At 59.6% G+C, this 11,714-nt stretch carries 11 protein-coding genes; 7 read left to right on the plus strand and 4 right to left on the minus strand.

Features of this window, described 5'->3' with window-relative positions; translation table 11 throughout:
* Window positions 1-360 precede the first annotated feature (360 nt).
* Both QQK18_RS26605 and QQK18_RS26610 read left to right on the plus strand, forming a co-directional pair.
* Entirely contained in the window at window positions 361-528 is a 168-nt protein-coding gene (locus tag QQK18_RS26605) for a DUF1127 domain-containing protein (protein WP_284343449.1), read from the plus strand.
* A 14-nt stretch (window positions 529-542) separates the two neighbouring features.
* A complete protein-coding gene (locus tag QQK18_RS26610) occupies window positions 543-737 on the plus strand; it encodes a hypothetical protein (protein ID WP_284343450.1) in 195 nt (64 codons plus the stop codon).
* Between the two features lie 18 nt (window positions 738-755).
* On the opposite strand, the gene QQK18_RS26615 is transcribed toward QQK18_RS26610, so the two are convergent.
* The 4 genes from QQK18_RS26615 to QQK18_RS26630 all read right to left on the minus strand — a co-directional run bounded on the left by QQK18_RS26615 (window position 756) and on the right by QQK18_RS26630 (window position 5,389).
* Complete coding sequence (locus tag QQK18_RS26615; RefSeq protein ID WP_284343451.1) at window positions 756-1,550, minus strand: ATP-binding cassette domain-containing protein; 795 nt, start codon at window positions 1,548-1,550, stop codon at window positions 756-758.
* On the minus strand, window positions 1,543-3,819 hold the full coding sequence (locus tag QQK18_RS26620) for an ABC transporter permease (RefSeq protein WP_284343452.1): 2,277 nt from the start codon (window positions 3,817-3,819) through the stop codon (window positions 1,543-1,545). Before QQK18_RS26620 ends, QQK18_RS26615 begins: the two co-directional genes overlap by 8 nt.
* Before the next feature lie 66 nt (window positions 3,820-3,885).
* The gene (locus QQK18_RS26625; RefSeq protein ID WP_284343453.1) at window positions 3,886-4,968 is read right to left on the minus strand and encodes a substrate-binding domain-containing protein; all 1,083 of its coding nucleotides are present in this window, start codon (window positions 4,966-4,968) and stop codon (window positions 3,886-3,888) included.
* Between the two features lie 37 nt (window positions 4,969-5,005).
* The gene (locus QQK18_RS26630) at window positions 5,006-5,389 is read right to left on the minus strand and encodes a hypothetical protein (RefSeq protein WP_284343454.1); all 384 of its coding nucleotides are present in this window, start codon (window positions 5,387-5,389) and stop codon (window positions 5,006-5,008) included.
* On the opposite strand from QQK18_RS26630, the gene QQK18_RS26635 reads away from it, so the two are divergent.
* The 5 genes from QQK18_RS26635 (at window position 5,376) to QQK18_RS26655 (ending at window position 11,446) form a co-directional block, all read left to right on the plus strand.
* A complete protein-coding gene (locus QQK18_RS26635; protein WP_284343455.1) occupies window positions 5,376-6,617 on the plus strand; it encodes a glycosyltransferase in 1,242 nt (413 codons plus the stop codon). The genes QQK18_RS26630 and QQK18_RS26635 overlap by 14 nt on opposite strands.
* Window positions 6,618-7,094: 477 nt before the next feature.
* Window positions 7,095-7,655, plus strand: a complete 561-nt coding sequence (locus tag QQK18_RS26640) for a hypothetical protein (protein WP_284343456.1) — start codon at window positions 7,095-7,097, stop codon at window positions 7,653-7,655.
* Window positions 7,656-7,700: 45 nt separating this feature from the next.
* Window positions 7,701-8,420 (plus strand): hypothetical protein, encoded by a 720-nt coding sequence (locus QQK18_RS26645; RefSeq protein WP_284343457.1) that lies wholly within the window; start codon window positions 7,701-7,703, stop codon window positions 8,418-8,420.
* Window positions 8,421-8,897: 477 nt separating this feature from the next.
* Window positions 8,898-10,247: an FRG domain-containing protein gene (locus tag QQK18_RS26650; protein WP_284343458.1), complete on the plus strand. Its 1,350-nt coding sequence runs from the start codon at window positions 8,898-8,900 to the stop codon at window positions 10,245-10,247.
* 77 nt (window positions 10,248-10,324) lie between these two features.
* Window positions 10,325-11,446, plus strand: coding sequence for a hypothetical protein (locus QQK18_RS26655; RefSeq protein WP_284343459.1), 1,122 nt, complete (start codon window positions 10,325-10,327; stop codon window positions 11,444-11,446).
* The last annotated feature ends 268 nt before the right edge of the window (window positions 11,447-11,714 follow it).

The raw sequence follows: 11,714 nt of genomic DNA on the forward strand, positions 1-11,714 counted from the left end.
AGGGGAATCCCTAGGTCGATTAAATTGTCACTACGACCTAGAGCGTTTTCAGCAAAAGTGGTCACCACTTTTGCGGTTCGAAAACACGGCAATTCAAACTTAGAGCTCACGTTCCGATCCAATCGGAACGTGAAATGCTCTAAGCCGGGGCATGGGCAAGTCAGCATCGACACCCGCTCCGCCAGTGTCGTCGCCGGCGCCGCTCGATCTGCAGAACCTCACCTGATCCGGCAGCTTTCTCTCCGCGTCGCTCTACGCGCGTAGCGGATTTTTCGGTTTGTCGCGAATGCCCGCCCAAACGGGTGGGGCACCAGCCTCGTGCAGGCAGTAGATGCACCCATCCTTTTGATGGAGATCAACATGTTCAACGTTCTCGACACCTGGCGCGAAAAGCGCGCCATCCGCAAGACTCACGAGCAACTCTACCAGCTCAGCGACGCGATGCTCACCGATATCGGCCTCACCCGCGCCGACATTCCCTCGGTGGGCCTGAATGGTCGCGTCCGCTACGACAGGAACGGCCGCTGAGCGTAAGTAGCGATATGTACATACGCCGTTCCAACCGCCGCCGTGTCTTGCGCGCGGGCTACCTGCTTCTGGCGCTCGTGCTCCTGACGCCCAAGTTCGATCTGTCCGCAGCTCCTCAGCTCACCGCGTTTCTCAACACGGTCGGGCTGGGGCAGACCCTGGTGGATAGCGGCGCGCCGCTATCCACCGGACTGGCCCAGGACGCGTAGATCGGCTGCTTGCCGGCATCAGCGCCGTTGACCCGCCAGCGCCTCGTCGGCCGTCAGCGCCGTTTGCCGCGTGCCGGTGACGATCAGCTCGAGCACTTCGTGCTCGTTGGTGTGCTTGACATAGCGATCGCCGACATTCTCGCCGCGCTTGAGCACCATGACCCGGTCACCGACCTGGAAGATGTCGGTGAGCCGGTGCGAGATGATGATCTGGGCGACGCCCTGGGCCTTCAACTCCAGCATGGTCTCGAGCAACCGTTCGGTGGCCATCACGGAAAGGTTGGCCGTGGGTTCGTCTAGGATGATCACCTTGGGCTCGAACGAGATCGCGCGCGCGATGGCGACGGACTGCTGCCGGCCGCCCGAGAGGCTTTCGACCTTCTGATAGACGGAGTTGACGTCGACCTTGAGCCGGGTCAGCACCTCGCCCGCGTCGGCATACATCTTCCTGCGGTCAACGAAGATCCCGCGGCGCGGCCAGCGCCCGAGGAAGATGTTCTGCCCGACATCGAGATTTCCGCAAAGGGCAAAGTCCTGGTAGATCATCTCGATCCCCACATCCCGGCTTTCGTGCGGACTGCGGAAATGGGTCGGGATGCCATCGATGAAGACCTCGCCGGCATCGCGGTGGTAGGCGCCCGTCAGGATCTTGACCAGCGTCGACTTGCCGGCCGAATTGTCGCCGACAAGGCCGAGGACTTCGCCGGGCCGCAAGTGCAAGTCGACGTCGATCAGCGCGTTGACCGCACCGAACGACTTGCTGATGCCGCGCATGTCGATGATCGGCGGGGCCTCGGTAGGTGTGTCAGGCATCGCGGGATCTCCGGTCCGGTTTTCGTCGTTTGAGAAGGGCGTCGCGGATCCGTCCGATGATGCCCTCCTGACGGACCCAGATGTCGATGAGCACGGCGCCGATGAGGATGCTGCCGATGAAGGCGTTGACCCAGTGCTGCGGCAGGCTGAACGAGCCGGCTTCGGTGATGATGTTGAGCTGCAGGAGCGCGCGGACGAGGGTGATGACGGCCGCCCCGGCCAATGCGCCGAGTATGGTGCCGAACCCGCCGAAGATCGATCCGCCGCCGATGATGACCGAGGCGATGGCGTCGAGCTCGCGGAATTGGCCGGCGACGGGATTGAAGCTGCGGAAATAGGCGACATTGATGACCCCGGCCATCGCCGCGCAGAACCCCGAGAGGATCAGCGCCGTGATGCGCACCCGGTTGGTATCGATGCCGGCATAGGCGGCCGCCCGCCGGTTGCCGCCCGTGGCATAGACCTTCTGTCCAAAGACCGTGAAGGCAAGCACGACGCCGACGATAGTCGCCACAAAAAGCATCCAGAGCGTCTGCACGCTGACGACGTTGAGGATGCGGCCGGCCAGCCCGGGAGCCACCGGTATGGAGAAGTAGTTGAGGATATCGCCGACTTTGCGCCCGATCAGGTTGAACTGTTCGGTCCATCCGGTGAGCTGCTGGCCGGCAACGAGCCACGCGGCAAGTCCCCGGGCGATGTAGAACATGCCGAGCGTGGCGATGAACGCAGGCAAGCCGAGGCCGACAGTCACCAGCGCGTTGACCGCGCCGGCCGCCGTTCCCGCGAGGAGGCCAAGGGCCACGGCCGCCGCCGGGTCGAGCCCCAGCACTTTGAGGCAATAGGCTGCGACGCCCCCGGAGAGCGCCAGCACCGAGCCGACCGAGAGATCGATATCTGCGCAGGCGATCACATAGGTCAGCCCCAGTGTGAGTAGCGCCAGCTCGGTATAGTTGAGCAGGATGGCGAAGGTGTTGGGCAGCCCCGCCCAGTAGTCGGGGCGCAGCGCCAAGCCAATGAACCAGAGGACGATCCAGAGCGTGATCGCCAACGCGTCGCGCCGGGCAAAGAACCGGCCGATGCCGCGTGCCGACAGCGCCCGGTCGGTGGCGACGGTGCCGCGCGTCTGCGCGCCCTCGATGGCGACGCTGTCGATCTCCAGGGATCTCGGCGGTACCCCGCCCGTCAGCCGCGCCCACAGCCGCTGCGGCAGCTTGCGGCGGATGACATAGGGTTCGATCAGCACCGCAACGATCAGCAATGCACCGATGAATGCCGGGATGGCGCCCGCCGGGAGGGTCGATGTCGCTCGCACCTCGACGGGTTGACCGTTGATCTCGACCGTACGCACGATCGGCACGCCCTCGCGCAGCACCTTGTGGAGGAGCGCGGTGAGCATGGCACCGAGATAGCTGCCGATCACCCGGCCGCGCCCGCCGAGGATCGAAGCGCCGCCAATGATGACCGATGCAATGACGATGAGTTCGGTCAGGAGCCCGGCGGCCGAAGTAATGCCCTTGTCCTGGGCGACGGTCATCAGGCCGGCGAGGGTCGCGCAGAGCGACGACGTCACATAGGCGCGGATGCGCACCCAATTGGTGGGAATGCCCGCATAGGCGGCTGCCTGCTGGTTGCCGCCGGTGGCCAGAGTTTCGTAACCCCAGCGGGTCTTGGCCAGCACCAGCGCGCCGACCGTGACCACCAATAGTGCTATGATGATCTGGTTGTTGAAGCCGAGGGCGTTGTATTCGCCGATCTGGAAGAACCAACGATATTCGGGCTCGCGGGCCTTGAGCGCAAAGAGGATCGAGCGTCCCCCGGTGAGGCCGAGGATAACGCCGCGGCCGATGAACAAAATGGTGAGCGTTGCAATGAATGCGGGCACCCTGAGGAAGGTGACCAGCACGCCGTTGATGAGCCCGATCACTGTGCCCAGCGCCAGGCATGCCAGGATCGCCGGAACGACGGCCATGTTGTAGTGAGCAGGATCGAAAATATAGGAAAAGACGACGCCGATGACGCCGAGCGTCGAGCCGATCGACAGGTCGAGATCCTTGTTGGCGATGACGAAAGTCATGCCCACGGCCATCACGCCAAAGCGCGCGGAATCGCGCAGCAGCGCCTGCAGTGCATCGGTGGTGCCGAAGAAGGCCGGGTTGAGGACGGCCCCACCGATATAGAGAACCACCATCAGCGAGACGAGGCCGACCTCCCAGCCGCCGATCAGGTCGAGTGGCATGCGGCCCTTGGGCTTCGACGCGACGTCGGTCATGGTGTGAACAGCGCTCCGCTCGGCAGGGGGAATTCTGCCCCCCGCCCGTGCCTTTGTTGTCCTCGGCTAGTTTTCGAAGCGTGCGCCGATCTCGCCGACATTCTCTTGCGTCACGAGCTGCGCCCTGGTGTCGAGATTGGCCGCCGAAATGCCGCGGTCGATCTGCAGGTAGAGCTGCATCACCGGCCAGAAGCCTTGCAGGAAAGGCTGTTGGCCCAGCGCCCCCGTCAAATTGCCGGCGCGCAGGGCATCCTGCTGGGCCGGACCCAGATCGAAGCCGTAGGCACACATAGTATCAGTATTGCCCGTCTGCTCGACGGCGCTCGCGAGCGCTGGCGTGAAGACGTTGTTGCCCGCAAAGGCGCCGACGACGTCACCGCGCGACTCGATCAGCGAGATGATGGAGTTTGCCGGATCGTTCATGTCGGCCGAGACACCGACATTCTCCGGGCCGGCATCGATCTGGAAGTTCTCCAGCATGCCGTTCTCCTGCAACTTGGCGACGATGGCGTTGAATGCCGCGGTGACGCGGTTGTTGACCTCGATATTCCCCATCGCGGTGTCGTTGGGCAGGATGATCGAGCCGGACTCGACGCCGCGGTCGATGAGGCACTGGACCAGCGCCTCGCCGGCGATGGCGGCAGCGGAAGCGTCCTGTCCGGTATGGCTGATGCTGTTGCGATCGAGAAGATTAGGGTCGTAGGAGTTGGTTGTGGCTACGGGTATCCCGTTCTGTTGGGCCGTCCGAACGATGTCGTCATAGGCCCCGACCTGCGGCGTCGTCATGATGATGCCGTCGATGGTCGGATCGTTGATGATCTGGTTGAGGATCTCGATCTCTCGGGCCGGGTCGTCGGTCGGCGACTCTGAACCCAGCAGCAATACGTTGGCGCCGATCATGTTGCCGGCGACGGTTGCGCCGACATAGACCGGATCGAAGAAGCCGTTGCCGGCGGTATGGGTCACGATCGCGAAGGTCAGTACGCCATCATTGGAGTGGAAGTCTTTCGTGTCTTCCGCTTCCTCGGCGGCTTCGCTGAAGCTGTAGCCCCCAACGGCCTGATCGACGCTGCCCGACTGGGCCAGGGCGGTGCCGGTCAATGCGACAGTAAACGCAGCCAAGGCTGCGCCTTTGAGCGTGATGTCCATATGTTCCTCCCTCTCGCCGGATAAGTCCGGCGGCACTTTAGTGCGGGCCAATACTACCAAAGGTCCGGCAGCATTGAAATATCGGCTGGAAGAGGGAGGCTTTCGAGCGGAGGGACTGCTTAAGCTTGCTCGGCGCAACCGGTCTGGAAACGAGGCGGTCTAGCTCATTGCCACCGAGAAATTTCCGCTTCGCCCCAGGCTCTCCTTCGACCGGTGCGCAATAGTCATCCGTGACCGTGTCGCCAAAGTCGTAGCGGATAATGATCACAGGATCCGTCGCATAGCCGCGGTCGCAGGCATGAACACGGCAACAGCGATGAGGAACGGGCGGTGCATCGTGACCGGCAGGTTCAGGGACAGCATCTTTACGAGCGGACATTCGCTTGGGCACGGTGTACTGAGGATCGATGCGCTTCGCCATTGAAACCCTCGGCACACGCGGGGACGTCCAGCCGTACATTGCGTTGGCTATGGGCATGATGGCGCGTGGACATGAGGTCCAGCTGGCCGCTCCCGTCCAGTTCGCCGGCATGGCCGCCGAGCACGGTATTCCGTTCGCGGGCCTCCCAGGCGAATTCCTGGCGCTGCTGGACACGCCGGAGGGAAAGGCCGCCATTGCCGGCGGCAAGGGATTCAGCGCCGGCTTCAAGCTTCTCAAGCATTGGCGCCCCCTCATGATGAGGCTTCTCGAAGAGGAGTGGCGGGCCGTCCGCAGCTTCCAGCCTGACGTGCTGGTCTACCATCCGAAATCGTTCGGCTCCCCAGACATGGCTGCGGCGCTCGGTGTGCCGCATGTTCTTGCTTCCCCCATTCCGGGATTCACGCCGACCGACGCGTTCCCGAGTCCGATGCTGCCGTTCGCGTCGCTCGGGCCATTCAACAAAATGAGCCACGCCCTTGCCATCCATGGCGCACGGCTGCTGTTCGCCAAGGATCTGAAGGCGTGGCGCGCCACCACTCTCGGCTTGCCTCAAAAGACTGTTCGCAAGCCGGCGGCAGGTACGCTCTACGCCTATAGCCCCGCAGTGCTCCCGAAGCCGAGCGACTGGAGTCCGGAGGCCCTGGTCACCGGATATTGGTTCCTTGATAGCCCCGATTGGCAGCCGGACGCGGCACTGGAGTCTTTTCTGAAGGCTGGACCCCCGCCTGTCTATTTCGGCTTTGGGAGCGTACCGGGGATCGACCGTGCGGCGATGGCGGGCATGATCCTGGAGGCCCTCGAAATGACCGGGAAACGTGGCCTGATGGCCGGCGGGGGCGGTGCGATCGGTAAAGTGGATGCGAGCGCCCGCGCGTTCTTCCTGACCAGCGCGCCGCACGATCGGTTGCTGCCACGGACAAGTGCGGCCGTCCATCACGGGGGAGCCGGAACGACCGCGGCCAGCCTTCGTGCAGGGCTGCCCACGCAGATCGTCCTTTTCTTCGGCGACCAGCCCTTCTGGGGCAGGCGGGTAGCGGCGCTTGGCGCTGGGCCCGCCCCACTCGACCGGAGCACGCTCAGCGCTGGCCGGCTTGCAAAAGCGCTGGCGGCGCTGGACGCGGCCGCCATGCGGGCACGCGCGGCGGAGTTGGGCACCGCCATAGCGATGGACCGCGGTATCGAGGCCGCAACCAGCTTCCTCGAACGACTGAGCATAACATCGCGTTGAGCGCGGCGTATGGACGACGCACGTTGCCGGCGAGGCTGGCAGGAGGTCGACACCACCGCGCAGTCTTGGTGCTGTTTTGGACTGTCTTCTCTGGGGCCGTTTGCGGACCGTCAGTTCTTGGACTTAGCTGTCGATTAGCTGCCGTACCGCTACCGCACCCATTTCGGCCATTGGCGCTCTGTCACCAACAAGGGCCGCTTCCGCCCCGAGTCGGCAGTATTGAGTCGCCCAACGCCAGTTCACCTTGAAACCATCCGGTCGTTATTCGCAAGCCTACCGGTTGAGGCAATTCGGCCAACAGACCGGAGAAAATTGCGTCACCTGATCACCTGGAGCCACAAAGATTGCTTCATCACGATAGGGTAATGCGGGTGAGAGTTCTAGCTTACAGGGCAAGGTTGGATCCTTTGATCGAAACTTGTAAATCTATAAAGATGAATATACGGGATACAGTGTTGCCAACACAGAGGGTATTAAATGAGCGAGATTGAAGCGCTACAAGCGATTGATACTGCGCTTAGTGGTCTCGCGCCTGACGAGCGCTCAAGGGTGCTCGGGTGGGCGCAGGCGAAGTACGGCGCTCCGGTTCAGAATACGCCTGTGGGAACTGCTAACCATGCGCCCGCACAACCGGCTGCGGCGCCTTTGGCAGCGCCCAAGACGAAATCTGCTTCCAATGGAAAATCCTCAAGGAAGTCGAAATCCATCATTTCCATGGATAAATCCCTCAATCTCAGCCCTTCGGGCAAGCAGTCGGCGGTACAGTTCGGTGGCGAAAAATCGCCTAGTAACGTCATTCAAAAGAGTGTTGTCGCTGTCTATTATCTGCGTCATGTCATCGAGCTTGAGAAAGTGACCGTCGAAGGGGTATTCACATTCTTTAAAACCCTCTCATGGCCTGTGCCCGCTGATCTAAAGAACACGCTTCAGCAGGCTGGCACCCATGGCTTCCTCGATACCTCAATCAGTCAAGACATTAGGCTGACGTCCTTGGGCGAGAACTTGGTGGAGCATGAACTGCCTGCCAAAGTGAAGTAGGCCGCATTAGGCGGATCAGGACAGACAGCAGATTGAGGGGGTGATTTGCTGAAATCAGATGAGCTTAAAAGCTGGTTGCACAAAGACCTAGGTCGGCTCGATAAAGTCCTGCTCGTCCTCGCGACACAGGACGAGCCTGTCGCTGTGTCCAAGATTATCGAGTTAGCTGAGGCCGCGGGCCTTCGTGCCATGCGGAGGTGGAATGTTTCAGCTATCCTTGGCGCTTCCAAAGGCAAGGCCATCCGCACGAACGGCTGGGAATTGACGGATGCAGGCAAGATGCACCTGCGTGACTTAGGGGTTGCCACTATCAGCCCAGCAGCAATGCAGGTGGCAATTGATCTTCGTAAATATCTTGCCGACATCAGAGATGAACAGACGCGCAACTTTGTCGAAGAGGCAATCAAGTGCCACGAAGCTCAGTTGTATCGCTCGGCTATCGTTATGTCGTGGCTCGGAGCCGTGGACATTCTGCAAAAGCATGTGCACCAGAACCGGCTCGCCGATTTTAATTCGGAGGCATCTCGCGTTAACGGCAAGTGGCGGCCTGCAGTCTCTCAAGATGACCTAGGCAAAATGGGCGAGAGCGACTTCCTCGATCGGATAGAAGCGCTGTCAATCATTGGAAGGAACGTGAAAACTCAGTTGAAGGGTTGCCTCGACCTTCGCAATGGCTGCGGTCATCCCAACAGCTTGAAAGTGTCTGTGAACAAGTCCGCAGCGCACATCGAGACGCTCTTGCAGAACGTGTTCGAGAAATTCTAGGGGCTCGACAGAGAATCGAGCCTTCTCGGCCTTCTCTGCAAAACTGCCGGTCATACGATCCGTCATCAACGTCCGTTCCGCGCCTTTGAGATCGTCGTTCGCGTCGCAAAAAGGGTGCAAAATAGTCCTGCGAACGGCTGCAAATGGGGCGCAATGTTACCGGGCCGCTTCCGACCCATTGCGGTCTTTCACGGCAAAGCGTTGATATCCTGAAGTTGACATCCGTGCGCCATAGCGAAGCTTGTGTCGCTGGCCGACCTATTCGGGCGGCACTCAATTCCTTCAACGCTGCCGACTATCGGTGCACTCGCACCGAGGATTGCCTCGACTACCAACAACTTCCGCGTATCCTTCGAAAGCCGCTTGCTCACAACACTGGAAATGTGCTGATGGCTGTCTTGGGTGAAGCCAGCGAGCCCCTAACACGTGCGACGGTATTTTTGAGGCGCAGTCGTGGTTTGGGCGGAGAGCCGCGACATGTTCAATCTTCTGATGGCGTATGACGACAATGCTTGGGCGATCGGCCCTGGCCAAACTGGGGTAGCCGAGTTCTCTATCTCCCGATTTCTCGAGTATACAGATGATGGTATCCGAGAGCGCTTACAGCCGGTAACCGAAAGCAGGTTAGCATTCTTAACGACACTGCCAACCATATTCATGAGCGAACTGAAGCGCGAGGAGGGGGAGGAGTACGTCACCTTCCGCCTCGGACAGATCTTGGAAACCACGATAGTTGGCAGGGACATTCGATATTCGTTCCGGATCGATCGCGATTACAATCGCATGCCCGTTGTCGAACAAGGCTCGGTTATCGCGGCTCTGAATCTAGGCCGGTGGGAGCTCAGCAGGACCCACTGGGCCGTTAAAGATGGAAACATAGAGGATGTGTTGGCGAGCTTGCCGCTGCAGCAGGTCGTCGCCTTCGCGCCGGCACCTCCTTTGGCAGCAGTCCCGGCTCCTGGTGTGATCCCGGATTCACCGCCATCACCCAATCCACTGTCAACCGTTCAAAGCTACATTGAACTGGTCCTTTCGACGCCGGCCGGCTCGGAGGAAGAGGTCTTTTATCGAGGCCATTCCAAGGTTACTTACAAACTCGAACCGTCCCTCTTCCGGACCAACGCAAAAGGGGACTTCACGCATCTGCAGCATGAAGCCAAGCTGGTTCGGGAAGTGCTGACTGCTCAGGCGAATGATTTCGCAAGTGACGAGTACATGCTCGATAAGTTGGTCCGCATGCAGCACTACGGTTTGCCAACACGACTGCTCGACGTGTCGTCAAACCCGCTGGTGGCGCTTTACTTTGCCTGTTCGAAGAACACTGATCAGGAAGGTGAGGTCATCGTCATGCGGACGCCGGCCAGCAAGGTTCGCTTCTTCGACTCTGACACCGTTAGCTGTATTGCCAACTTGGCTTGGCTGTCCGAGGACGAGAAGAACGGCCTCGACACCAAGTTGGATCGCGACGAGTTTAACAAGCGCGAGTTGGCCAAGAAGTTGCTCCACTTCATTAAGCGCGAGAAGCCATACTTTGAGGGTAAGATCGTGCCCGCCGACCTGGATCAGATCGTGTTCGTCCGCGGTCGCAACACCAATGAACGCATCATCTCGCAATCCGGCGCTTTCCTGCTGTTCGGCAAGGAAGCCATCCTACCGGAGACCGGGCTAAGCGAATTGCAAATCGAGCGGATCAGAATTACGAACAAGATCGAGATTCTCGAACAGCTAGAAAAGCTGAACATCCGCTCGTCTACTATTTACCCCGGCATCGAAAAGACGACGGCCGAGATTGCAAAGAAATACGAGACCGTCGATATCGCGGGGTAGCCTTCCACGCAACTCGTGGCATCGGCAACGGGGGCGGGCCGAGGTATGGTCAGTTCGGACTGGCAGTTACTGGGGTTTTGAACGAGGGCGTCCAACGGCTGACATGGGGGCGCGTAGCGGAACGGCCGCTTGCGGTCAAGATTGCCTCTCACTATCTCCAAACCGCCGCCAATCCTAAGACTATTGCGGCGGAAGTCCGTTACCTGCCATGCTTAAATGCCTTACTTGCGTTGGACATTGATGTGGCTGGGGGTAGTCGATCAAAAAATCACCATTGGTGGCCAGTCGGCCTTCAAAGCTATTGGTCTGACAGGAATGGCGATGTTTGGTGGATTGACCCTGACGGAAGAGTTGGGCACAAGAAAAGTGCGAATCGCCAGATTGGCTACAAAATTCATGGTCATACGATGCTTCGCGGAGGCGTTTGGGAGACAAATTTCGAGCGCGAGTTTGATATCGACAATCAAGTTCACAATATCATCGCCTATCTTAGGCAACTAAAACCACTCGGTAATACTCTCTTAGAGTTCGTTGCACTACTGCGACTCGGTTTGAAGAGAGACAGGACGCTCGCTGATCTCTGCAAAATTCACCACATCAACGATCAGTACAGCCGCGACCTCCTTCTTCTGATTTACTCGCTTTTGATCCGAAGCCCATCCAACCGGTTCAAGAACGCTTCCTTCCCATCCCATTTTGGTCTGCCCGTGAGCGACGACGCGGGGAAAGCGAATGTGCGTCAAAGCTACTTGCTAGCGAAAAGGGCCTGCCAAAATGGGGCCATGACAAATCGGTTCTTCGTCGTGCTGCATTCCGACTGGAAGAGGTTCATTTGTGGAGACGGTTATCTGGATTGGTTGTCCAGCAGCCTGCCGTCAGTGCGTGGGCGCGCGCTAATACCGTTGACACCAAATCTATGCATCTATGTTTGCACGCCGATGGTGATGCGAAAAGGCCGGAATTGTGCGTCTCTTCGAGCTGCGCCCTGGATGGTCGATCAGATCAACGAGATTGTACAGATTTATTCGAGGGACAAGCTATTCTTTTTGGGTCGCAAGCCGCAACTCACGAACGAATTCAGCAAGCGCCAGTTTCTTGAGCACGCCGATTATTCGGTCGATCTGCTCGACATGTTTGACGAAATTGCTGAGCCGAAATCCAAGCGTTCATGGAATCGCTTTGGGAGCCTCAGCCTATAGCATCGAACCGCATTGCATGCCTCGGAAGGTCGTTAGCATTCAATCTGCCCAGCTTTGGGAGCGACAAGGTTCGGCGATCTCTCCCAAGTCGTCTCCTATCCGCCAGCCGCCAGTCCGAATACCACCCCATACTAGCCATTCTTACGGCCTTAGCTGACTGGCAGCTTTCGGGAATGGGCTGCGGTGGTGCCAACGACTGAAATGGGGCGGTGGGTTCAACCGGTCATCGCAACACCTTCTGTAGCCTATCGGCGGGCGTTTCGAAGTC

It is taken from the genome of Devosia nitrariae, assembly GCF_030160115.1.
In the GTDB taxonomy this organism is placed as follows: Bacteria; Pseudomonadota; Alphaproteobacteria; order Rhizobiales; family Devosiaceae; genus Devosia; species Devosia nitrariae.

Excerpts from the sequence above, each read along its gene's own strand:
- QQK18_RS26640 (WP_284343456.1), top strand. The coding sequence starts at position 7,095 with ATGAGCGAGATTGAAGCGCTACAAGCGATTGATACTGCGCTTAGTGGT.
- QQK18_RS26615 (WP_284343451.1), bottom strand. The coding sequence starts at position 1,550 with ATGCCTGACACACCTACCGAGGCCCCGCCGATCATCGACATGCGCGGC.
- QQK18_RS26610 (WP_284343450.1), top strand. The coding sequence starts at position 543 with ATGTACATACGCCGTTCCAACCGCCGCCGTGTCTTGCGCGCGGGCTAC.
- QQK18_RS26635 (WP_284343455.1), top strand. The coding sequence starts at position 5,376 with ATGCGCTTCGCCATTGAAACCCTCGGCACACGCGGGGACGTCCAGCCG.
- QQK18_RS26650 (WP_284343458.1), top strand. The coding sequence starts at position 8,898 with ATGTTCAATCTTCTGATGGCGTATGACGACAATGCTTGGGCGATCGGC.
- QQK18_RS26605 (WP_284343449.1), top strand. The coding sequence starts at position 361 with ATGTTCAACGTTCTCGACACCTGGCGCGAAAAGCGCGCCATCCGCAAG.
- QQK18_RS26620 (WP_284343452.1), bottom strand. The coding sequence starts at position 3,819 with ATGACCGACGTCGCGTCGAAGCCCAAGGGCCGCATGCCACTCGACCTG.
- QQK18_RS26630 (WP_284343454.1), bottom strand. The coding sequence starts at position 5,389 with ATGGCGAAGCGCATCGATCCTCAGTACACCGTGCCCAAGCGAATGTCC.
- QQK18_RS26625 (WP_284343453.1), bottom strand. The coding sequence starts at position 4,968 with ATGGACATCACGCTCAAAGGCGCAGCCTTGGCTGCGTTTACTGTCGCA.